The sequence below is a fragment of the Oceanisphaera sp. IT1-181 genome (assembly GCF_033807535.1).
In the GTDB taxonomy this organism is placed as follows: Bacteria; Pseudomonadota; Gammaproteobacteria; order Enterobacterales; family Aeromonadaceae; genus Oceanimonas.
In genome coordinates, this window is the sequence record NZ_CP136856.1 from 2,958,181 (window position 1) to 2,980,453 (window position 22,273).

The 22,273-nt window shown below is 49.1% G+C and carries 21 protein-coding genes, 6 tRNA genes and 1 pseudogene; 20 read left to right on the forward strand and 8 right to left on the reverse strand.

Features of this window, described 5'->3' with window-relative positions:
• Positions 1-10: 10 nt before the first annotated feature.
• The gene (locus tag R0134_RS13045; protein ID WP_227875147.1) at positions 11-514 is read right to left on the reverse strand and encodes a TIGR02281 family clan AA aspartic protease; all 504 of its coding nucleotides are present in this window, start codon (positions 512-514) and stop codon (positions 11-13) included.
• Positions 515-646: 132 nt separating this feature from the next.
• On the opposite strand from R0134_RS13045, the gene ampD reads away from it, so the two are divergent.
• The 6 genes from ampD to coaE all read left to right on the forward strand — a co-directional run bounded on the left by ampD (position 647) and on the right by coaE (position 6,619).
• Positions 647-1,207 carry a 1,6-anhydro-N-acetylmuramyl-L-alanine amidase AmpD gene (gene ampD / locus R0134_RS13050; RefSeq protein ID WP_319782392.1) on the forward strand — a complete coding sequence of 187 codons (561 nt, stop codon included), beginning with the start codon at positions 647-649 and terminating at the stop codon, positions 1,205-1,207.
• 250 nt (positions 1,208-1,457) lie between these two features.
• Positions 1,458-1,931: a pilin gene (locus R0134_RS13055; protein ID WP_319782393.1), complete on the forward strand. Its 474-nt coding sequence runs from the start codon at positions 1,458-1,460 to the stop codon at positions 1,929-1,931.
• Positions 1,925-3,673, forward strand: a complete 1,749-nt coding sequence (gene pilB, locus R0134_RS13060; protein ID WP_319782395.1) for a type IV-A pilus assembly ATPase PilB — start codon at positions 1,925-1,927, stop codon at positions 3,671-3,673. Before R0134_RS13055 ends, pilB begins: the two co-directional genes overlap by 7 nt.
• A 188-nt stretch (positions 3,674-3,861) precedes the next feature.
• Entirely contained in the window at positions 3,862-5,073 is a 1,212-nt protein-coding gene (locus tag R0134_RS13065) for a type II secretion system F family protein (protein ID WP_319782396.1), read from the forward strand.
• An 80-nt stretch (positions 5,074-5,153) separates the two neighbouring features.
• Complete coding sequence (locus R0134_RS13070; protein WP_319782397.1) at positions 5,154-6,020, forward strand: A24 family peptidase; 867 nt, start codon at positions 5,154-5,156, stop codon at positions 6,018-6,020.
• On the forward strand, positions 6,017-6,619 hold the full coding sequence (gene coaE, locus R0134_RS13075; RefSeq protein ID WP_319782398.1) for a dephospho-CoA kinase: 603 nt from the start codon (positions 6,017-6,019) through the stop codon (positions 6,617-6,619). Before R0134_RS13070 ends, coaE begins: the two co-directional genes overlap by 4 nt.
• 260 nt (positions 6,620-6,879) lie before the next feature.
• On the opposite strand, the gene R0134_RS13080 is transcribed toward coaE, so the two are convergent.
• From R0134_RS13080 to R0134_RS13090, 3 genes are all read right to left on the reverse strand, one after another.
• Positions 6,880-8,208, reverse strand: coding sequence for a M18 family aminopeptidase (locus R0134_RS13080; RefSeq protein ID WP_319782399.1), 1,329 nt, complete (start codon positions 8,206-8,208; stop codon positions 6,880-6,882).
• 299 nt (positions 8,209-8,507) lie between these two features.
• The gene (trmB, locus tag R0134_RS13085; RefSeq protein ID WP_319782400.1) at positions 8,508-9,269 is read right to left on the reverse strand and encodes a tRNA (guanosine(46)-N7)-methyltransferase TrmB; all 762 of its coding nucleotides are present in this window, start codon (positions 9,267-9,269) and stop codon (positions 8,508-8,510) included.
• Between the two features lie 271 nt (positions 9,270-9,540).
• Entirely contained in the window at positions 9,541-10,719 is a 1,179-nt protein-coding gene (locus R0134_RS13090; protein ID WP_319782401.1) for a PLP-dependent aminotransferase family protein, read from the reverse strand.
• Positions 10,720-10,943: 224 nt separating this feature from the next.
• Here R0134_RS13090 and mutY point away from each other — a divergent pair.
• The 9 genes and pseudogenes from mutY to R0134_RS13135 all read left to right on the forward strand — a co-directional run.
• Positions 10,944-11,984, forward strand: a pseudogene (gene mutY / locus R0134_RS13095) (A/G-specific adenine glycosylase); the annotation flags it as partial.
• 33 nt (positions 11,985-12,017) lie between these two features.
• A complete protein-coding gene (locus R0134_RS13100) occupies positions 12,018-12,293 on the forward strand; it encodes an oxidative damage protection protein (RefSeq protein ID WP_087036883.1) in 276 nt (91 codons plus the stop codon).
• 95 nt (positions 12,294-12,388) lie between these two features.
• A tRNA-Phe gene (locus R0134_RS13105) sits at positions 12,389-12,464 on the forward strand.
• Between the two features lie 52 nt (positions 12,465-12,516).
• Positions 12,517-12,592, forward strand: a tRNA-Phe gene (locus tag R0134_RS13110).
• Between the two features lie 51 nt (positions 12,593-12,643).
• Positions 12,644-12,719, forward strand: a tRNA-Phe gene (locus R0134_RS13115).
• Between the two features lie 30 nt (positions 12,720-12,749).
• Positions 12,750-12,825, forward strand: a tRNA-Thr gene (locus R0134_RS13120).
• 352 nt (positions 12,826-13,177) lie between these two features.
• Entirely contained in the window at positions 13,178-13,531 is a 354-nt protein-coding gene (locus tag R0134_RS13125) for a hypothetical protein (protein WP_319782402.1), read from the forward strand.
• A complete protein-coding gene (locus tag R0134_RS13130) occupies positions 13,531-14,751 on the forward strand; it encodes a PqqD family peptide modification chaperone (protein ID WP_319782403.1) in 1,221 nt (406 codons plus the stop codon). Before R0134_RS13125 ends, R0134_RS13130 begins: the two co-directional genes overlap by 1 nt.
• A gap of 253 nt (positions 14,752-15,004) precedes the next feature.
• Positions 15,005-15,988, forward strand: coding sequence for a hypothetical protein (locus R0134_RS13135; protein WP_319782405.1), 984 nt, complete (start codon positions 15,005-15,007; stop codon positions 15,986-15,988).
• Between the two features lie 44 nt (positions 15,989-16,032).
• Here R0134_RS13135 and R0134_RS13140 read toward each other — a convergent pair whose 3' ends face one another.
• Positions 16,033-16,326, reverse strand: a complete 294-nt coding sequence (locus tag R0134_RS13140) for a putative quinol monooxygenase (RefSeq protein WP_319782406.1) — start codon at positions 16,324-16,326, stop codon at positions 16,033-16,035.
• 316 nt (positions 16,327-16,642) lie between these two features.
• Here R0134_RS13140 and R0134_RS13145 point away from each other — a divergent pair, with 316 nt between their 5' ends.
• On the forward strand, positions 16,643-16,852 hold the full coding sequence (locus tag R0134_RS13145) for a cold-shock protein (RefSeq protein WP_086964892.1): 210 nt from the start codon (positions 16,643-16,645) through the stop codon (positions 16,850-16,852).
• Positions 16,853-17,027: 175 nt separating this feature from the next.
• Here the strand turns inward: R0134_RS13145 and R0134_RS13150 are convergent, their stop codons facing one another.
• Positions 17,028-18,200 carry a multidrug effflux MFS transporter gene (locus R0134_RS13150; RefSeq protein WP_319782407.1) on the reverse strand — a complete coding sequence of 391 codons (1,173 nt, stop codon included), beginning with the start codon at positions 18,198-18,200 and terminating at the stop codon, positions 17,028-17,030.
• A 116-nt stretch (positions 18,201-18,316) separates the two neighbouring features.
• Between R0134_RS13150 and hfq the strand changes: the two genes are divergently transcribed.
• The gene (hfq, locus tag R0134_RS13155; protein WP_087036873.1) at positions 18,317-18,697 is read left to right on the forward strand and encodes an RNA chaperone Hfq; all 381 of its coding nucleotides are present in this window, start codon (positions 18,317-18,319) and stop codon (positions 18,695-18,697) included.
• 176 nt (positions 18,698-18,873) lie between these two features.
• Here the strand turns inward: hfq and dapA are convergent, their stop codons facing one another.
• A complete protein-coding gene (gene dapA / locus R0134_RS13160) occupies positions 18,874-19,746 on the reverse strand; it encodes a 4-hydroxy-tetrahydrodipicolinate synthase (RefSeq protein ID WP_319782408.1) in 873 nt (290 codons plus the stop codon).
• 293 nt (positions 19,747-20,039) lie between these two features.
• Between dapA and rsmC the strand changes: the two genes are divergently transcribed.
• The 3 genes from rsmC (at position 20,040) to R0134_RS13175 (ending at position 21,523) form a co-directional block, all read left to right on the forward strand.
• Positions 20,040-21,074, forward strand: coding sequence for a 16S rRNA (guanine(1207)-N(2))-methyltransferase RsmC (rsmC, locus tag R0134_RS13165; RefSeq protein WP_319782409.1), 1,035 nt, complete (start codon positions 20,040-20,042; stop codon positions 21,072-21,074).
• A 172-nt stretch (positions 21,075-21,246) separates the two neighbouring features.
• Positions 21,247-21,331, forward strand: a tRNA-Leu gene (locus tag R0134_RS13170).
• Between the two features lie 107 nt (positions 21,332-21,438).
• Positions 21,439-21,523 (forward strand) — tRNA-Leu (locus R0134_RS13175).
• A 512-nt stretch (positions 21,524-22,035) separates the two neighbouring features.
• Here the strand turns inward: R0134_RS13175 and R0134_RS13180 are convergent.
• Positions 22,036-22,245: a hypothetical protein gene (locus R0134_RS13180; RefSeq protein ID WP_319782410.1), complete on the reverse strand. Its 210-nt coding sequence runs from the start codon at positions 22,243-22,245 to the stop codon at positions 22,036-22,038.
• Positions 22,246-22,273 lie beyond the last annotated feature (28 nt).

Sequence of the window (22,273 nt, forward strand, 5' to 3'; positions counted from 1 at the left end):
AGCTGTCCTTTCAACGCCTGATGGTCAGTTGGCCGTTGCGTTGAATTAGTTCAAATTGGCGCAAGGCGTTCATACCTAACAGTATTTCATTACTGTCACTGGGCATAATCACAGCACTCAGATCGTACAAGGTGAAAGGACCTAAAGACAGGCTTTTTATACGGGTGGCATAACCTGTAACAGTACCGGCCGCCGTATTTAGGCCTAACTTATGCCCTTGTTTCAGTTGCAGTTTTGCAGCTAATGCTTGAGGGATAGCGACTTGAGTAGCACCAGTATCCAGCAAAAATACCACCTCGAAGCCGTTGATCAGCCCGCTCGCTAAATAATGACCTCGATTATTTTGCTCCAACACTATGGTTTGCGCATCTAACTGACGTATTGCTTGATTAGGATTATTATCTCGGGCGAGCTTTTGCTGAAAAAACCAGGTCAATAGCGCCAGTGCTAGCCCCCAAGCAATCAGCCACATAATGCGGCCTAATCGGCGTTGCGTATCCACTTCATGGCCCATCTGGCTTTGCTCCTCTTTACTTACCGCGTCTGTTTGCTTGTCACTGCTATCTACTTACCGGCCTTGTTTACTTGCCGATTCAGGGCTTAGCCTCTTACTATAGTGCCAACTTGACTGGCACTAGAGGCTCACATGACTGACGCTTTGATATTAACAGACGACGGCTGGTTGCAACCCGCTCGTCACTGCCCCTCCCCACACTTTGATGATAGGCCAGAGCAAGAGGTGTCTTTATTGGTGGTGCACAGCATTAGTTTGCCGCCTGGGCAGTTTGGTGGGCCTTATATAGACCAGCTTTTTTTAGGGCAGTTGAACCCTGATGATGATGCTTATTTTTTTGGCATTCAACACCTTAAAGTGTCGGCCCATTGTTTGATCAGGCGCTGTGGTGAATTAGTACAATATGTGTCCTTGCATAAACGTGCTTGGCACGCGGGTCAGTCTTGCTTTAAAGAACGCGAGCGCTGCAATGACTTTGCCATTGGCATCGAGCTTGAAGGCACAGATACCGGCTCTTTTACCGATGCTCAATATCAAACCCTCACCACACTCACTCAGCTTATCCAGCGTCAATTCCCAGCTATTACGGCGGAGCATATCGTCGGCCACAGCGACATAGCCCCCGGGCGCAAAACCGACCCCGGCACCGGCTTTGATTGGGGATTTATTGAAAACTTAAATCGCAAGCGGTGAAGCATAAGGGGGAATACGAGAGAAATGAGGCGCTCGGCGGCGCTGTCCGCTGATGGCCTATCAGCTTGCAGCCTTGTTCCCTTCACGCTTTACCCTTTATCCATTACCCATTACCCTTCACTCCCCACCACACAACTGCTTACTTATTCGCCACTTTCATGCTTCCTTGCTATATCTTAAGGGCACCAATACGGTTGGCCAATGATTGGCCGATTCTGAAAGTTACGCTCTATCAGTCAAGGATGACATTATGAATAAGCTTATTGGCACGCGCCCCAGCGGCGGTTTTACGCTTATCGAACTGATGATAGTGGTAGCCATAGTGGCAATCTTAGCTACGGTCGCCCTACCCGCCTATCAAACCTATACCCAACGCGCTAGATTTACCGAGGTGATCGCCGCTACCGGCCCCGCCAAAACCGCCATCGATATTTGCGTACAGACCGGGGGTTCCGACTGTACGGCAGCAGGAAATAACGCCGTTGGCTATGACACCGTAACCCGTGCTCAAACAAGTGACTCCGGTATTACGACCGATTATGTAGCCAGTGTCGCTGTTACAGGATCTACCAATCCAAACTCTTGGACCATAACCGCCACTGCAACAAACGAACTAGACGACCTGACCTTTATACAAGTCGGCACCGAAGACAATGGCCGTGTGACTTGGAAAAACAATCCCACCGATAGTGTAGGCACTTGCGTGGCAGCCAACACGTGCTAAACGCCAGCGGTTTAGCGCGCAGTTTATTAACCGCTTCTTTACTGACCGACGGCCAGCTAGAGCTGGCCCTGACCCAAGTTCAACAAGAAGCTAAGCCGCTGAGCACTGTGCTCGTCGAGCGCAAATTACTGTCGAGTCATGAGTTGGCCCAATTTTGTGAGCACCATTACGGCTTACCCTTGTTCGACTTAAATACCCTGGCCGCTCAAGATTTACCGCCGCAATATCTGAGCATGGACTTAATTGAGCGCCATCACGCGCTGCCGATATTCTTGCAAGATAACGTCTTATATCTGGCCGTGTCAGATCCAAGCAATATGCAGCCGTTAGAGGACTTTAGCTTTCGTTTTAATGTGGTTACGGATACTAAGTTAGTGGAAGAAGCTAAGTTATCAGCCTTGATCAGCCAGCTACAGCGCGGTGATGAGCCCAGCCTCATCGATTTAACTCACAGCTCAGAGGAAGACGCAGATGCCCTCGTTGAACTGCAAAGTAGTGCTGATGAAGAAACGTCCTACGACCAAGATGATGCGCCACTCGTACGCTATATTCATCAAGTGCTGCTAGATGCGGTGCACCAAGCGGCTTCCGATATTCACTTTGAACCTTATGAGCGTTTTTACCGCATCCGCTTTCGCATTGATGGCATCTTGCATGATGTGGCCTCCCCTCCCAGCCATTTGGCCAACCGTTTTGCCGCGCGGCTAAAAGTCATGGCGCGCCTCGATATTGCCGAGCGCCGTCTCCCTCAAGACGGCCGCATTAAATTGCAGCTAAGCCGTCACAAGTCAGTGGATATGCGCGTCAGCAGTTTGCCGACCCAAGCCGGTGAGAAAGTCGTGTTACGCTTGCTTGATAACGCCATTACTAAATTGGATATCAACCAACTGGGCTTTAATGAATGGCAAAAATCCGCGTATTTAAAGGCACTACATTTATCCCAAGGGCTCATTTTGGTTACCGGCCCTACTGGCTCCGGAAAAACCGTGTCGCTTTATACTGGCTTAAGCATTCTGAATACGGTGAGCAGTAATATCTCAACCGCCGAAGATCCCATTGAGATTATTATGCCGGGCATTAATCAGGTACAAATTAACCCTAAAGCAGGCTTAGGTTTTGCCCAAGCGCTAAGAGCCTTTTTACGCCAAGATCCGGATATCATTATGGTCGGGGAAATCCGTGATTTAGAGACCGCTGAAATTGCCATCAAGGCGGCACAAACCGGCCACCTTGTACTCTCCACCCTACACACCAACTCCGCCACAGACACCCTGACTCGGTTGAGAAATATGGGACTGGCCGCCTACAACATTGCCTCTTCAGTCAGCCTGATCATGGCCCAACGCCTCGCCCGTAAACTCTGCCCTCATTGTAAGAAACCAGAGGTGTTGTCTGCGCCACAATTAGCCTTGTTGGGACTTAGCTGCAAGAGTCTTAACAACAATGAGCAGGATTTCCATGATCATGAACTCAACGACCGAGAGCTAAACGACCAAGCATTAAATTTATACCAAGCAAGTGGCTGCGCCTTATGCACCGACGGCTATAAAGGCCGAGTCGGCATTTATGAGGTATTACCCATGAATGACACTTTAGCGGAGCTAATGCTCAGCGGCGCCGACTCCCTAACGCTGGCCCGAGCCGCTGTAGCCTCGGGTATGCTGACCTTGCGCCAAGCGGCACTGGCTCAGGTACAACAAGGCATCATTAGCTTGGCAGAGGCCAATCGCATTACTCAGTGAACCACCAGCCTTTGTAGAGGCCGCTTTAGCCGGCCGGTTTTGCGTAGCAAAACCCAAAACCGTGGTGATATCTCTTTACCTAAGAGACGGCCACCAACAAAACCAGCAGCTAAAGCACTGGACTACAAGGCCGGTGTTTGCCTTTAACTTACGGCGTATAGCATAAGGCGCTCAGGTGGAGGTCGCTCATGAGCAAAAAGCAGCCCTATCATTGGCAGGGCATCAACAAAAATGGCCAAGCTGTGTCGGGTGTGGTGCAAGAGTCGAGTCTATTGGCAGTAAAGTATCAATTACAACGTCAAGGTATTCAGCCGACTCGAGTACAACGCAAACGCCCGCCTTTATTCAGCCAATTTAAGCAAACCATCACCGCCGCAGACATTGCCATTATGACGCGTCAATTGGCGACTATGCTGCATGCCGGTATACCACTTGTACAAAGCTTGAAATTGATTGCCCGTTCGGCCACCAAGGCCCCGCTTGCCCACATGCTGACACTGCTGGTCACGGACGTTGAAAATGGCCAGCCCTTATCCCGAGCTCTTAAGCAATTCCCTATGCAATTTAGCAACCTGTATCAGGACTTAGTACAGTCGGGTGAGCAAATGGGCGCCTTAGCAGAGGTGTTTGAGCAGTTGGCTGACTACGCGGAAAAAGCGCAACTGTTGAAAGCTAAAATAAAGAAAGCGCTGTTTTATCCGGCCATAGTGCTGCTGGTAGCGGCGCTGGTGTCAGCCATTCTATTACTGTGGGTGATCCCGCAGTTTGAGGAGATGTATGCCAACTTTGGCGCGCCTTTACCTTGGTTTACACAAGTAGTGATCAGCTTATCTCGCGGCTTGCAGCACTACGGCGGCTACCTACTGCTAGTGTTGGTGCTGCTCTGCTATTGGTTTATAAAAGCTCGACGTAGTGCTAATCGGTTGCGCCAACAACAAGACCGCCTATTGCTTAAATTGCCGGTGTTAGGTGCCATCTTGCAGAAAGCCGCACTCACGGGCTTTGCCCGCACGCTAGCTGCTACCTTTGCCGCCGGCATTCCCTTAATAGAAGGGCTAACCTTGGCTGCCGGAGCCTGCGGCAACCATGTCTACAGCCAAGCGGTATTGCAGGTGCGAGCCGATGTGGTAGCCGGCATACCGCTGCATTTAGCATTGGGCTCCAGTCAGCTGTTTCCTGATCTATTAGTGCAACTTGCCATGATAGGTGAGGAAACCGGTGTTATTGACGATATGATGCATAAAGTGGCAAGCATTTATGAAGCCGAAGTGGACGCAGCAGTGGAGGCTTTGGCCAGTTTAATTGAGCCAATGATGATGTTGGTACTGGGGATTTTAGTTGGCGGACTAGTGATTGCCATGTATCTTCCCATCTTTAATCTGGGTAGCGTTATACATTAATGTCCGTATCTTCATTAACGCTTATATTGCCATTAATACTGGATGCTCATTATTTATATTTTCATCAATAAGGATTCGAAATGGCGGTGCTGAGCCAATGGCTAACCCAAGATATACTCTCCCTTTATATCATTGTTACTTTGCTAAGTTTACTCGTCGGTAGCTTTTTAAATGTGGTTATTTATCGACTGCCGGTGATGTTAAAGCGTGAGTGGCTCCAAGATTGTGCCGAGCTCAACGACAGCCCTGCCCCCGAACAAGCAACCTTTAATATCTGCACCCCACGTTCGCGTTGCTCTCACTGTCAGCATCAGCTGGGTGCTCTGGATAATATCCCACTACTCAGTTGGTTAATGCTCCGCGGCCGCTGCCGCTATTGTCAGGAAAAAGTATCTAAGCGCTATCCCTTAGTTGAATTAAGCACCGCCATATTATCTGCGGCGGCCGTATGGCGTTTTGGCGCTAGCCCAGAGTTGCTGGCCGCCTTGTTATTTACTTGGCTGCTGATCTGCATGACGATGATCGATGTGGACCATCTTTTATTACCGGATAATCTGACCCTGTCGCTGTTATGGCTAGGGTTATTAATTAATCTCAATGGCCTATTTATCCCTTTATCGGATGCGGTAATAGGTGGCGTGATTGGTTACGGCATCTTGTGGAGTTTATATTGGGCGTTCAAGCTGGCCACCGGTAAAGAAGGCATGGGCTATGGCGACTTTAAACTATTAGCCGCGCTCGGCGCTTGGTTTGGCTGGCAGGCTATCTTGCCGATACTGCTACTCTCATCTGTAATAGGCTCAGTTATAGGCCTAAGCCTAATGGCGAGTCGCCGCTTAAATGCACAGCAAGTACTGCCCTTTGGACCGGCACTTGCCATCGCTGGCTGGGTGTATCTTATTTGGGGCAAACCTTTAATCAACTGGTACTGGAGTGTGGCGTTATGACATATACAGTCGGAGTAACCGGTGGCATCGGCAGCGGCAAAAGTACCGTCGCTGACTTATTCGCCGAGCTTGGCATAGTGGTGGTGGATGCGGACGTGATTGCCCGAGAAGTAGTGGCCCCCGGCGAGCCGGTACTAGATGCTATTGGTGCCTATTTTGGTCCAGAAGTGATCGCCGCAGATGGCAGCTTAAATCGCGCCCTAATGCGTGAGCGGATCTTTGAGAATGCAGCTTATCGTCATTGGCTGGAAGCCTTACTGCACCCTTTGATCCGCGAGCGCATGATTACCGAATGCCAGAACGCTCGCTCGGCTTATTGTTTATTAGTAGTACCGCTCTTGGTCGAGAATAAGCTTACCGACTTATGCCAGCGAGTGCTGGTGGTGGACGTGGCTGAATCAACCCAAATAGCGCGTACTACGCAACGGGATAATATAGCGGCCGCACAAGTTGAGGCCATGATGGCCACCCAAGCCAGTCGCGAGCAGCGCTTGAATGCTGCCGACGATGTGCTTGATAACAACGACTCTGATCTCACGCAGATAAAAGCCGCCGTGCTGCAATTGCATCAGCAATATTTGGCATTGTCGGGAGCCTGAGTCCTACGGACAACTTAAGCCAGAGATAAAATCATAAGACAAACAAAAGGGTCGAATACGTTTAAAAGTATTCGACCCTTTTTAATTGTGTGCCGTTCAAAACAGCGCTTACTCGTAGGTAAAGAGCCATCACATTTCGTCGAAGGCGGAACTATTTAAAAACCATCCAGCTTCGCTGAACTTGCAGCTAAAGCGCAAGACTACAAAAGACGGTGTCTGCTTTTAGCTAGGTGCTTGGTGCTCGGCGCTCGGCGCTACCCTTAATCCCCGTCCCATTCACAAAAAAATGCCTGCAATGCTTGGCCTAAGTACCAGGCATCTTTGGTGCCGGCGGTTTCACGGATGGAGTGCATCGACCATTGCGGTGCGCCTACATCCACCACCCGCACGCCTAATTTAGTGGCAGCAACCGGACCTATAGTACTGCCGCAGCCCATATCTGATCTCACCACAAAGTGCTGGTAAGGTACCTTGGCCAAATCGCAAAAATGTCTAAATAAAGCGCTGGTTTCTGAGCTGGTCGCGTAACGCTGATTAGCATTCACCTTGATCACTGGGCCGGCATTGATTTTAGGACCATGGTTTTCATCATGCTTATCCGCATAGTTAGGATGTATGGCGTGAGCGTTGTCAGCAGAGATCAACAAAGAACGCGCCATCATGCGCTGATATTCTTGCTCATCACCACTCAAACGGCGTAACACACTTTCTAAAAATGGACCTTCGGCGCCGGTGGCGGAAGAGCTACCCACTTCTTCATGATCGTTACACACCAACAGCGAGGTGGCCGCTGGCTGTTTGCTAGATAAGAGAGCCTGAAGTCCTGTGTAACAAGACAATAAGTTATCAAGGCGTGCCGAGCTGATAAACTCTTGCTCCAACCCTACCAAAGCCGGTGGCTGGGTATCGTAGAAGCACAAGTCATAATCGATAACTTCAGCGACGTTATGACCTGCTGTGCGTAACCAAGTAGCGAGCCACTCACGCAACACTAAGCTTGGGTTAGGCTTTCCATTAGCATCAGTATCAGCACTCGCATCGAGTCCTAGCACTGGCGGCAAATGCAGCTGAGCGTTTATTTCAGAGTTTTTATTCGCCTCACGATTGAGGTGAATCGCTAACGATGGGATCACCGCAATCGGCTTTTTCACATCAATCAGTGCAGTCTGTAATTTACCCGCTTCATTACGAAAATATATCTGCCCCGCAAGCGACAGATCTCGGTCAAACCACGGATGCATCAGCACGCCGCCATACACTTCTACCCCTAGCTGCAAATAGCCTTGGTGTAGTAGCTCAGCGTTAGGTTTCACTTTTAAGCACGGGCTGTCGGTGTGCGCGCCTATCATGCGCACGCCAGCGTCAAACACTGGCTGCTCGCCTAAGCGAAAGGCAATAATTGAGCGACCACCACGAACAAGCCAATAACCTTGGCCTGGCTGCAATTGCCAAGCTTCGCTTTCATTTAATTCGCTAAAGCCCGCCGCTTCAAGCTCGCGCACCATAGTATTCACCGCATGGGCTGGGCTAGGTGAAGCTTGTAAAAAGTCGATTAAACCCTGATTAAAATCTGCTTGCTGTTGAGTCACTTTTTATTACCTCGAAAACAAAGCCAAACCCCGAAGGGCAGCTTTAGGGGAAAAGACGTTTTGCTGCGCAACTATTTACCTAAGACAGGGGCCGACTAAAGATGGCCCCTACAAAAACACCTTTCTCGGGGTTAGCTTACGGCTCCGTTTGCTGTTCATGGATTGCCGCGTCGCTGCACTCCTCGCAAAGACAGAGGTGTTATTAGTACGCTCTTAAGCCGTCTTTGCGAGCGTAGCGAAGCAATCCATTCTTTTGGCTGGCAACTTACGGCTTCAAGCTTACCGCTGCCCGAAGGGCTTTATTCTGTACGTGTAAAGATCAGATCCCAAACCCCGTGGCCTAAACGATGACCGCGCTGCTCGAACTTGGTCAACGGACGATAGTCAGGTCGTGGCATATAATCGCCTTCGGTAGACGCATTAACGTAACCTGGGGCCGCATTCATCACATCCAGCATATGCTCGGCGTAATTTTCCCAGTCGGTGGCCATATGAAACTCGCCACCAACTTTAAGCTTACTGCGCAGCATTTCCACGAACGCAGGCTGTACTATACGGCGCTTATGGTGGCGCGTTTTGTGCCAAGGATCTGGGAAAAACAACTGCACTCTGTCTAAGCTTTGCTCCGCTAACATATGCTCAAACACTTCGACCGCATCGTGACACATCACACGCAGGTTAGTGATTTTGGCCTCAGCTGCGCCCATTAAACAAGCGCCCACGCCCGGGGTGTGCACTTCGATACCGATATAATCGAGCTCAGGCGCCACTTTCGCCATCTCGACTAACGAGCCCCCCATACCAAAACCAATTTCTAGCACTCTTGGTGCAACACGGTTAAACACCGCATCTAAATCAATCAGTTGTGGCTGATAATCAATGCCCATTATCGGCCACTGTTCAGTCATGGCTTTCTCTTGGCCTTTGGTCAAGCGTCCTTCTCGCAACACGAAGCTGCGAATTTTTCGTCTACGCAGCTCTTGTTCTGGCTCGGTAAGCTCTGGTTGCTCGAGCTCCGTTTGCTCGGTCTTAGTTGGCTTAGGCGCGTGTTCATCTGTCATTTAACTTCTCCGGCTGGCTTAGCAAGCCTACTTTAAGATAATTTTTAATATGTTGATTTAGCTTCAGTCTCAAAATGAAAAAACTGCATTCTTACCTTAAGGTAAGAATGCAGTAGTAATTTCACGCTCATTATAAAACGACTGTCGTTTGTAAACTTACCGCTTCAAGCTTACGGCTGTTATTTTATGCACGGGAGGAGTAAAAAAACATTCCAAGCTGATAATTCGGCATTTCCCACCTCCCCCTCACGCTTCACCCTTTACGATCGACTTAAAGCACTTGGCTGATCACGCGCCCTAAGCGCTTGATGCCCTCTTCAATGGTGGCCTCATCGGCACCCGCATAGCTTAGGCGTGCACTATTCAAAATATCTGGGCGCACATAAAAAGGCTGGCCGGGTACGAAGGCCACGTTTTCTTTGATCGCCACATCAAATAATTCCATGGCATTGATGTGCTTAGGCAATTTCAACCACAAGAACATGCCACCCTCAGGTCGAGTAAACTCGATACCCGGGCAGTACTTGAGCAGAGCATTTTCCATGGCGACTTTTTGGCGGCCATACACGGTACGAATGCGATCAATATGTTCATCAAGATCGTTCTCTTGCAGATAGCTATGCAATACCTGCTGTACGAAACCATTGGTATGTAAGTCCGACGCTTGCTTGGCAATGGTGACCTTTTGGCATAACCAGTCGGGCATTAACATCCAACCCAAACGGAAAGATGGCACCACCACTTTAGAGAAAGAGCCCAGCAACACCACGTTCTCCGGTGCTAGCTTGGCAATCGGCGGCAAATGCTCACCTTCAAAGCGCAACTCACCGTAAGGGTTATCTTCAATCATCAGCACATCGTGCTTGATTAAGCGCTCGGCCACTGCTTGGCGATTTTCAAGGCTATAGCTCAAACCGGTAGGATTTTGAAAGTTAGTGACGCCATACAACATGCGCGCATGGTTAGGCTCGGCTAACAGAGTATCTAACTCAGCTAAATCCAAGCCATCGTCATTGAGCGCTACACCCTGAAAATTGGGCTGATAAACAGATAACGCTTGAATTGCACCTAAGTAACCGGGCTCTTCAATAATGAGGTTATCACCTTCATTGACCAACACTTTACCCAGCAGATCCAGCGCCTGCTGAGAGCCATTGGTGATCAAAATATTGTCTGGCGACACCTGCATTCCATATTGCTTAAAGTAGCGATCAGCAATGTATTGACGCAAGGGCGCAAAGCCTTCGGTAGCCGCATACTGCAAGGCGCCATTGCTGTGGTTTTGCAACACCTTAGTGCTGGCTACGGCGAGTTGCTCATGAGGAAAAAAAGCCGGATTCGGTAAACCGCCAGCAAAGGAGATAACGTCTGGGTTCATCGCGACTTTAAGAATTTCACGGATAAAGGAAGGCTCTACCTTGGCAAAGCGTTGCGCAAAAAAGGGTTGCATAAGGGTCTCTCTAAAAGCCGGTGCTTGACGGGCGCCAATAAAACTCTTCTCTTGTATCAGAAAACAGTTAAATAACAAACTACCTAGCGCAAATGAGTGCGCGTAACCCTGCCATCTTCACTCACAAAGTCGATTTTTTAGCGCTTTATTAGTGAAAGTGCGAGTTTGCGCAAGCCAGCGGAGTGTGCTCTGATCTTGCTATTCTCATCCATATAGTCGCTATTGTGAATACAGTCTCTTTTGCCGAACGGGTTTTGGCTTGGTACCAGCAGCATGGCCGTAAAACATTGCCATGGCAGCAAAACAAGACACCTTACCGAGTTTGGGTGTCAGAAATTATGCTACAGCAAACCCAAGTGGCTACTGTTATCCCCTATTATCACACCTTTATGGCGCGTTTTCCTGATGTGCTGAGCTTGGCCAATGCCGAGCAAGATGAAGTGCTGCATTTGTGGACCGGCCTTGGCTATTACGCGCGCGCTCGTAACCTGCACAAGGCCGCACAAACTATTCGCGATCATTATCAAGGCCAATTCCCCGAGAAATTTGAAGAGGTACTAGGCCTGCCCGGCATAGGTCGCTCCACCGCAGGTGCTGTGTTATCGCTAGCATCGGGTCAACATCACGGTATTTTAGATGGCAACGTAAAGCGGGTACTGGCTCGCTGGTTGGCCCAACAAGGCTGGCCGGGTCAGAAAGTCGTGGAAAACGAGCTGTGGGAGCACGTAGCTCGCCTAATGCCCGCCCATGGCGTCACTCAGTATAATCAGGCCATGATGGACTTAGGCGCCACCATTTGTACCCGTTCTAAGCCTAAGTGTGAACTGTGCCCAGTGAGCGATGACTGCCAAGCGCTGGCGTTAGGCACGCCCACGGCTTTTCCGCACTCAAAGCCCAAAAAAACAGTACAGCCGGTCAAGCAGGCGCACTTTTTGTTACTCAAACAAGGTCAGCAGCTGTTTTTGGAGCAAAGACCTCCGCACGGTATTTGGGGCGGCTTATACTGTTTTCCTGAGTTTCATAGTGAACAAGAGCTCAGAGACTGGCTGAAGCGCCATCCAGAAGCCAGCCAGCCACAGCCCCTGCCCGGTTTTCGCCATACTTTTAGCCATTTTCACTTAGATATCAGCCCTTGGCTGGTGGAAATACCCAAGATACCCACAGAGATCATGGCCGCCAGTGAGCGACTTTGGTATAACTTGGAGCAACCGGCATCAGTCGGCTTAGCGGCGGCCACCAAAAAGCTGCTTGCTTACCCGCAACTGCAAACTTGCCTACCCGAACACAAGGAATCAATTATGAGTCGTACCGTTTTCTGCCAACGTTTACAAAAAGAAGCCGAAGGGCTGGATTTTCAACTTTATCCGGGCGAGCTGGGTAAACGCATTTATGACAACATATCTAAAGAAGCTTGGGTCGCTTGGCAGCAAAAACAAACCATGTTGATCAACGAAAAAAAGCTCAACATGATGAATACCGAGCACAGACAATTATTAGAGCAAGAAATGGTGGCCTATTTATTTGAAGGTGCCGATGTAAAAGTTGAGGGTTATACCCCTCCCACTGCAGACTAAAGCAGCGCTTTGCTCAAGACATAAGCAAACGCGCTTATGTCTTTGAAAAAGCAGTTGACTTGATATGACCAATCTTATCTAATGTCGCCCCACAAGCCCGGATAGCTCAGTCGGTAGAGCAGAGGATTGAAAATCCTCGTGTCGGCGGTTCGATTCCGTCTCCGGGCACCATATTTGTTTAGTAATACAGTAACCAGTTTTGTATGCGCGCCTAGCGTGCTACGCCCGGATAGCTCAGTCGGTAGAGCAGAGGATTGAAAATCCTCGTGTCGGCGGTTCGATTCCGTCTCCGGGCACCATTTTAAGTAAGTTGAAGTAAAGAGTTTTAATAGTTGATTAACATCGACTATGCCCGGATAGCTCAGTCGGTAGAGCAGAGGATTGAAAATCCTCGTGTCGGCGGTTCGATTCCGTCTCCGGGCACCATTTTTGTGTAGTAGAAAGAAAACAGTTTAAGCCGGCATAGCTCAGTTGGTAGAGCAACTGACTTGTAATCAGTAGGTCCCGAGTTCGACTCTTGGTGCCGGCACCATATAAGTAAGACCAATTTAACCAGCCTATGTGCTGGTTTTTTTGTGTCTAAATATCACTCCTGTCTATATCCTGTCCGCTTGGCTTTATCTTTACCTTCATCTGCCCTACCCATCAAAAATAAAATCAAATAACAAACTCAACACTCATTTATTCCATAAATACCCGCCTTAAAAAACCTGGGTCTCATGTTAATCCGCCAATTCACTTGGGCACTATCTGAGTCTTAGTGTTTCAGGTGTGAAAGCGAGGCGACAGAATGCGGCTGACTGCATAGCGCCCAGCTAGAGAGCTCGATGAGCGAATGCTATGGTGGCTGGCTATAAACAGGGTTCGATCGCTCGGAGGCGTATATGTCGCATCACGATAACGAATTAGAAAAGAAAGCAGTACCAGCGGCACAAGTAAGCGCTGGCGAAGAAGAAAGTAATAATTATCGACAGTCTCGCCGTCGACTGCTGACCATGATAGGTGTCGGGCTGGCCGGGGCTTATGTGGCGCCTACGCTGTTTAGCTTAGGTCAGGCTCAAGCCGGACATTGGCGCAATAGTTATTCTCGCCCCAGCTACTCCAGGCCCAGTTATTCTCGCCCTAGCTATTCAGGGCCCAGCGGCTATGAATATCGCCGCCGCGATCGGGTGCGTGAATACTCAGACGATCCGATCCGCATTTTAGAAGATGCCATCTTTGGTACTCAAAACCGTTAATGAGCGCGCGAATATACCCTTCATCGGTGGATATCAGCTTGCCGCACCTGGGCCGCTGCTTACGCATTGACCAAGCACCCGAGGTAGTTTCGGCACTCACTCAAGCCATGCCAGGCTGGCCAATCACAGTGCTACCAGCACAAGGCCCCGTCCCTGAACGGTATGTTTATCAAGATGCCGAGTGCTTATGGCAAGGTTCCGTGCATGAACCCAATGAATTCCACTTACCCTCCCCCGCTTCAGCGGCTTGCAGCTTAGTAGGTGAGTTAGTCAGCCAGCGCATGTTAAATGAGCCAGATCTCTTAGGTTTGCATTGTGCCAGTATCGAAATTAATGGCCGTTTAGTGCTGTTTCCTGAAAGCAGTAAGGCGGGTAAAAGCACCTTATCAGTGGCCTTTGCCGCGGCGGGTTATCGCGTATTTGGCGACGATGTACTGGGATTAACGCCACAAGGTGCAGGGGTTGCCATGGGGGTCGCGCCTAGATTACGTCTACCTTTACCGAACAGTTTTTCCGCGGAGTTTGTCGCTTACAGTGAGCGCCATGCAGGCCCCGAAGATGAGCGTTATCGCTTTGTGATCCCAGATGAAAATGGCTTAGCTAAGGTTGATGAGACCAGTCCTGTGGGCGCCATAGTACTACTGGAGCGAGACTCGCATATTCTGGAGCCAGAGGTGGTCACACTGCCGCCCGCAGAAGGATTGTTACAGCTGCTATGCCAAAACTTTGTCCGCGATACATCAAGCGCCACACTGCTGGCGCGCCTGTTACCTCTGATGCAAGCCGTGCCTTGCCTGCTACTGCGTTACTCTGAGCCATTAGCAGGTGCTCGCCACTTAGCTAAGGTAATTAAAAACCCACAGTTATACGCTGCTAATCAGGCCAGCCTGCTTAATGTGCCACCGCACGAATTACAGCTGTGCGGCCCAATCCCTGCACAAACTACTCTTGAGCGCATATGGTCTGCGCAAACTACTATCACTACCTATCCGCTTGGTGATGAGCTGTTTTTAATTCACACCGCAAGCGGTGCTATCCATCGCTTAAACTCTAGCGGCAAGATTGCTTGGCAGCTACTGCAACAGCAACCCTTATCAGGTCATGAGATAAGCGATTTAATGGCCAGTTACTTTAAGGCTCCGTTGGCGGCGGTAACGGCGGATGTAGCCACACTGTTGGCAGCATTAGCGCAAGCCGAGTTAGTGGCAGCCCAGCCATAGCGGTTATGGCTGGTTGATGCGACTTTTTGTCTATTAATTAAATGGTAAAAAACTTCCAAGGAGGGCCTCGCCTCCCCTTTTACTACTTTATGCCTCAAACGTCTTTTCTATATAGGCTTCATTTAAGCTCTACTGCAGTCTAGCGCTGCTACAGTAAAAGCCTAATACCAAGCTGGTCACGTTTAGAGTTAAAGATATTGGTATTTTTAGTTAAAAATCCATAGTCTTACACAAAAGGCCAAGGGATATAGCCATGAAAAAACTCTATCTAGCAGCCTTACTCGCCATGGTACCTCAAGTGATGGCTGCAGAAGTGGAAGTAGAAGACGACACGGATTTACCAGAGTGGGCGATTGAAAAAATTGCCCCTATGCATGACAGCCTGTCTGATTGGATTACCCATAACTCACGTAATATTGATGGCTTCTTTGGCAGCGAAGATAACATGCGTGTCGAAAACGACTCATATTTGCGCTTAAGCCAAGAGCTGGACTGGAGTGAAACTGGTGGCTTTGAGGCCGAAACCGGCGTGCGTTTTCGGCTGGACCTTCCCACATCTAAAAAACGGTTACGTTTTATTATTGAAAGTGATCCAGAAGAATCTGAAGGCACATTGGCCGAACAGGCTTCTAACCGTCTATCTAATGATCAACGCGGTTTAGGCAGTACTATTCTTGGTCTCAGTAGGTTAAGTAAGAAAGATAAAACTGAAGCTTGGAATCTGCGTGCCGGTGCCGGTGTTAAGGTACGCTGGCCACCCGATCCTTATGTACGTTTTACCGGCGAGCGGCTCTGGGATCTCAATTCGCCTTGGCAGCTGGAATCCTATAATAGGGCCTCTTGGTTTAATGAAGAGGGATACTCTATACGCAGCAAGTGGGATATAGGCCGCCCCTTAGATGAAAATCATCATCTGCGTTTTATCACTAACTTTCAGTGGCAAGAAGAAGAAGCAGACACCTTGGAATACTCCGAAGGGGTAGAAATTAATCAACTGTTAGGCCCACGAAGCGTGATGCGCTATGCGGCTGTTGCGGTGGGCCGCAGTGCCTCGGATCCTCGGCTACATGACTATTATTTTTATACCCAATACCGACGCAACCTGCACAGAAACATCTTATTTATCGACCTTATTCCAGAGCTACACTTCCCCCACGCTCAAGACCATGATCCTGAGTTCAGTGTTACCTTAAGATTTGAAATGATGTTTAAGGGTGATCTCGAGTTTCGTCGTTAAGCGAACATCACCCATCTACAGAGCCCCACTACAAAACCCCGAATTTACACAGGCCGGTATAATCGCACATCGGCCTCTGCCACTAGGCTCGGGGCCACCTGCTCAAAATAATCTTTGATGTAAGGTTGGGCGCAGTGAGCATCAAACACCTCACGGCTGGCCCAGCGCTCCACAAATACACAATCCCAAGGCTCACCGTTCGCGCCTTCATAAGGCACTTCTTCGGTTAATTGATATAAGATGCAGCCTTCTTCTCGGTGAGTATCGGCAACCAAGGCCTTAAGCGCAGCTTGTAACTCTAACGCCTTAACCTGGGCGCGCCTTAAAACGAGCAACACAATATAATTCAGACATTAACCGTCTCACTTATCACAATGGTTTAGGGATTAGACCGCATGCTAATACAGAGGGTTACTGCTGAATAGGGCAAACTAGTGCGCTTGCGCTCGTTTCTACCAGTTCTACTCACCCCACAGTAAAATACCTGTTGACCAGCATCTCGTTACCAGTTAGAGTAAATGCAGCTCGAAAAGTATGGTTGTATTTATGTTAATGTTACGAAGTTCTAGTAGTACCTCGTCCTGTATTTCATAAGTTAAATCTGTATTTTTTCAAGCATTCGTATTTTGGTAGATTTGATTACAGGATTTAGGTATGTCTAATATCGTTAAAGGTAAAGTTAAGTTTTTCAATGAGTCAAAAGGTTTTGGCTTCATCGAGCAAGAGTCAGGCCCTGATGTATTCGTACACTTCAGCGCTATCCAGAGCCAAGGTTTCAAAACCTTAGCAGAAGGCCAGGCAGTTGAGTTCACAGTAGCTCAAGGCCAGAAAGGTCCTCAAGCTGAAAACGTTGTAGCTCTGTAAGAGTTTACCTCGTAAAAGAATTCAGAAGCCGTGCCCTAGGGCGCGGCTTTTTTTCGTCTAAAATTTAGCAAAGCAAACGCTGTACGCCTGATGTCATACGCTTTACGTTCCTATCTTGAAGGCTTGTGATTATCTTAAACGTACGGCGTATAACGTACAGCTTTCTACCTCCGCTTTACCAGCGCCCTACTGCACACCACGACAAGCCCTTAAGCACCAGTGCGCCCAGCAAGATGCATATGCTTAAGCTAAACGCTGTGCTCACACCCAAATAGACCAGAGCGGCGGTTAATAGCGCGGCACTTAGCATCTGCAAGGCACCAGATAAGGCAGCGGCGGCTCCGGCTAGATCACGGTACGGTTCAAGCAGCCGGCTCATGGCATTAGGAAATGCCATGCCATTGCCTAGCGCTTGAATAAAAATACCCGCGATCATCCAAGCAGGCTGTAAAGGAGCCAGCAGCAACCAAACGCCTGCTGCCAATTGCAGATAGGGACTAAAACGCAGCACTTGCTCGGCGGGCACATAATGTTGAATACGATTATTAATCACGCCGCCAAGCAACAGCCCCAGTGCCGGGATCAGCGCCCAGGTGCCATATTGCGCCGCCGTCATACCGATCTGCTGTTGCATGATATAAGGCATCACTGATATGGAAACCATCATCAGCGAGAATTGCCCCCACAGCATGCCACCATGGCCTAAGAAATGGCGTAAACCGAGTAAGTGCCGATAGTTAGCGACAATCACTGACAGCTTCATGGGTTGGCGAGCCCCTTGATGGGTCTCTTCAAAGCTGGCGAATAACAGCAACCATAGGGTCAACAAATAAATCAGCATAGCCACAAACACGCTATACCAGCCAAAGTGATACCCAATCAAGCCGCCGATGGCGGGTGCCACTATGGGGGTAAATGCCGCCGCCATAGCCACATAAGACAGCGCATTACGCAGCGCAGGCCCGTCAAAACTATCGCGAAGCATGGCTCGCGACACAACGGCGCCACAGCCCGCTCCTAGCCCTTGTAATAAGCGACCCACCAATAGCCATTCAAAGGAAGCATTAGGTACTAAGCATAAGCCCACACCTAACATGGCCAAGGCAAGGCCGGCGATCAATACCGGTCTGCGCCCTTTAGCATCACTGAGTGGCCCGTATAATAATTGCACTGGGCCAAAGGCAAATAAGTAGGCAGAAATCAGCCACTGCACGCGATTAGGATCTTCAGCCAAGCTTTGGCTAATAGCGGGTAATACGGGAAACAGTAAGCCAACACTTAATTGCCCTATACTGACGATCAAACAGGCAAAAATAAGCCGGCTGTTATTAGAGGTTTTTGCTAACACTAATTTTCCTTTGTTACTCCGCTCTTGAAGCTTGGATTAAAGTAAGCTTTACTTTGACAAGTCGTGTGCTCATTGAGCACAATCAAGCTTGAATAATAACAAACAGGACTGCCTATATGACTGCCCAAACAGCTAATCCCCAATCGCTTCAACAAGCGTTCTCCTTGGGTAACGGACAGGATGCGGCACTGAACTGGCTGCGCAAAAATCAAACACATTGCGCCATCTTCCTCACTAACGGCATTAAACTGGAAGGGATGATCAGTGCCTTTGACCAATACAGCATTTTGCTCTCTGATCCTAGAGGCCAGCAGCAGCTGATCTATAAAGCGAAGATCTCAACCATATCACCCGCGACCCGTCGCCCGCCGCGCACCGGCCCAATTATCAGTAAGCCGCGTCGCCCGCGTTACGAAAGTCATCAAACCCCTCGGGAAGATAATTATCAGCGCCATGATGATGAATTTGATCCACCCCATGATGACGAGCAAGGTTAGAGAAACCGCCACAATCAAGATTTAGCGTAATAAAAAAGGTCAGCAGCTGCTGACCTTTTTTATGCGCTTACCAAAGACGTAAAGGGTGAAAGGTGAAGAGTGCAGTGGCCGACATAACATAAGCTAGCACCTTCACTCTTTTACCCTTCACCCTTTCACTTAACCACTTGCCTAAATTAAATTAAGCCAAGCTCAGTCATCACGCGACGAATTGCAGTCTTGGTCGACTCTTGTAGCGGCACCACAGGAATGCGGCAGTGCTCGCTGGCCAAGCCTAACAAAGAAAGCGCATATTTAGGGCCAGCCGGATTAGGCTCTAAGAACAATACCTGATGCAGCGGCAGTAACTTATCTTGCAGCACGCGGGCTTCCGCCCACTTGCCGGCTAAGGTCAACTCTTGCAGTTCGGCACACAAACGCGGTGCTATGTTAGCCGTCACCGAGATACACCCTTCGCCACCACCCACGTTGTAAGCCACGGCCGTGCCATCTTCGCCAGATAACCAAGCAAACGGCTTCTTGATCAATGAGCGTTCCACCCAAGGGCGTAATAAATCACCGGTGGCGTCCTTTACGCCCACAATGCGCGGTAATTCAGCCATGCGCGCGAGGGTTTCCGGCTTAATATCTACCACGGCGCGCGGTGGGATATTATAAACAATGATCGGCAGTTCGGTGGCATCATGCAACATCTTAAAATGTGCATATAAACCATCTTGATTAGGTCGATTGTAATAACCCGCCACGTGCAAGGTCGCATCTGCACCCACACGCTGGGCACAGTTGCTGTACTCAATGGCTTCTAGTGGGTTGTTAGAACCGGCACCGGCAATCACAGGCACACGACCTGCTGCCTGCTCAGCCACGATTTCAATGACCCGACAATGCTCATCATGGGTCAAGGTGGGGCTCTCACCGGTAGTACCTACTGGCACCAGGCCATGAGTCCCCTCTGCAATGTGCCAATCAACCAGGCGACGCAATGCCGGCTCGTCAATGCGGGTGCCGTCAAAAGGGGTTAATAGGGCAACTAAAGAACCGCGAAACATGGAAACTCCTTCTCCTGGTTAGAGGATGGTAGATTTTAAATAAAAAACCCCGGCTGCTGTTGCATCACCAGGGTTTGAAAACATCTTGTCTTAAAGAAGATCAGGCATCGGTTACGCAACTGTGGCTAGCGCTTTTCGTTTCAGCGGTTTACCCTGTTTACGTTTAACTATAGAAAGCATGTGCCACACCTGAAAAAGACCTTGAACAGCATCTTTTGCTAATGACTGACAAATGTCAAGAGCACCGTAGGTATGTATAATGCCTGATCAAATAATTTACTGTGGAGCCCAAGATGTTTGAGGCCTTAACGCCGGTTAGCGAAATGCTGGCACGTAATTTGGATGTACTCACCCAACAGCCTTTGCTGGTATGTGGTCTGCTAGAAGATAATTTACCCGGCATGTTGGCGCAAGCTGGGCCGGCTCCGCGAATTTTCACCACCGACTTTCGCTACTTTCAGTGGCAAGAGCAGCAAGGAAACCGCCAAATAGAGTTTGGCGTACAGCCTACTCAAGGCGCGGCCGGCTTATTGTTATTGATGCCCAAGGCCAAAGCCGAAGCCGAGTATCTGCTTGCCGCTTGCTTACCGCTGTTAGCCGAAGGCGCACAGCTGTTTATGGCGGGCGATAATAAAGGCGGCGTAAAATCCGCACCTAAGCTGCTGGCACCTTACGCAGATCAGGTTAATAAGCTCGACAGCGCTAGGCGCGCCAGTTTGTATCAAGCAGAGCTAGTGCGCCCTGCTGCACCCTTTAAATTAGCCAGCTGGGTTAAAGGTTACCGCCTAGAGCTAGAAAAAGAACAGGCGCCATTGCAGATTTGTACCTTGCCAGGGGTATTTAGCGCCGGTCATCTGGACTCAGGTTCACGTTTGCTGTTGGATAATTTAGGTAATCTGAAAGGTCGCGTGCTCGACTTTGGTTGTGGTGCCGGCGTGATTGGTGCCAACCTGCTTAAGCGCCAGCCTGAATTAGAGCTAGAGTGCATTGATATTAGCGCCTTGGCACTGGAAGCCACGCGCCTCACTTTGGCTGAAAATCAGCTTAACGCTAAAGTGTATGCCTCAGACGGCTTAAGCCAAGTGAACGGTACCTTTAACCATATAGTGGCTAATCCCCCGTTTCATGCCGGGTTGAAAACCTTCTTTCACACCACAGAAGCTTTGCTCAGCTCGGCAAAAAATTACTTGGTACACGGTGGCTCACTCACCTTAGTGGCTAACGCTTTTTTACCCTACCCCGAGCTGATTGAAAAAAGCTTTGGTCAGTGTGAAACCATAGCCGTGAACGGTAAGTTTAAAATTTATCGCGCGGTGCGTCGTTCATAACCCAAGTAAACTTTAGGCAAGCTTAAGCAGCTTTTAATCAACTCAGAGCCAACTCCCAGTCAATTAATAACTTTTTAGAAGAATCGGCAGCACATGCCGGTTTTTTTTATATTCTGGACTGGGTTTTATTGACGCAGAGCGAAAAATCTATAGAATTCTCTGCCTTGAGTACGCGAGGGTGGCGGAATTGGTAGACGCGCTAGCTTCAGGTGTTAGTGTCTTAGGATGTGGGGGTTCAAGTCCCCCCCTTCGCACCACTCAGAGTCTTGAGTGTGAGTGACTCAAAGTAACAAATGGCAGCCCATTTAAAATAGCTGCACCATTAATAAGTAAACAGTAAATAGATAAGCAAATAGTTAGATGTGCGAGGATGGCGGAATTGGTAGACGCGCTAGCTTCAGGTGTTAGTGCCTTCGGGTGTGGGGGTTCAAGTCCCCCTCTTCGCACCATTTATTGTTTGTTCTATAGTAAAAATCTGCATGATCTAATCTTTGTTCTTCGTATGCTCTTCATCTCAACGTTCTTCATATCAACATTAGGCTAGCGCTTAATTGCGACGCGACTAACCACGCGCCTATCAGTACTATATCTGCTTAATATCTTCTTAATTTTTACAAAAATTATCTACTTCAGATTTCCTGATTACTCACAAAGCTCAGCCATGTTTCAGTGAATTCAGTATCAATGAATTCAATAGGTTACAGGGAGATACCCGCATCTTCGGGAAAAAATATGAGGCGCAGTTTGGTAATTTGACCTTGTAGGGGCCAATTTATTCGGCCCGGTTTGGTGTTTTGGTTTAAATCTAAACCTCAGTAACAGCCAGCAGAGCTGGCCTGCCGAATAAATTAGGCAGCTACAAAGAACAAACCGAAACAGGGTGCATTATGGCTGAGGTTCATATGTAATCAGGTCAGATTTAATATTCAGCCAAGCAATCGCTTGCTGTAAGCGTAACCGACTACACGGCTTGCTCAGTCAGCATCATACCCATGGCCATGCCTAATCCAGCTAATCCGCTTACTGGTAACCAATACCAATGTCGACTGACCGAGGGTAGAGTTAACAACAGCGCAAACAAAGCAAAGCCTGCGCTGAGCCACAGTGTTAATGCAGAGCTGGGCACCCACAACACCATTAATAACCAACTTAAGACCAATAGCATCACCATAGCAATTCCCCTCACCTGAGATGCGACC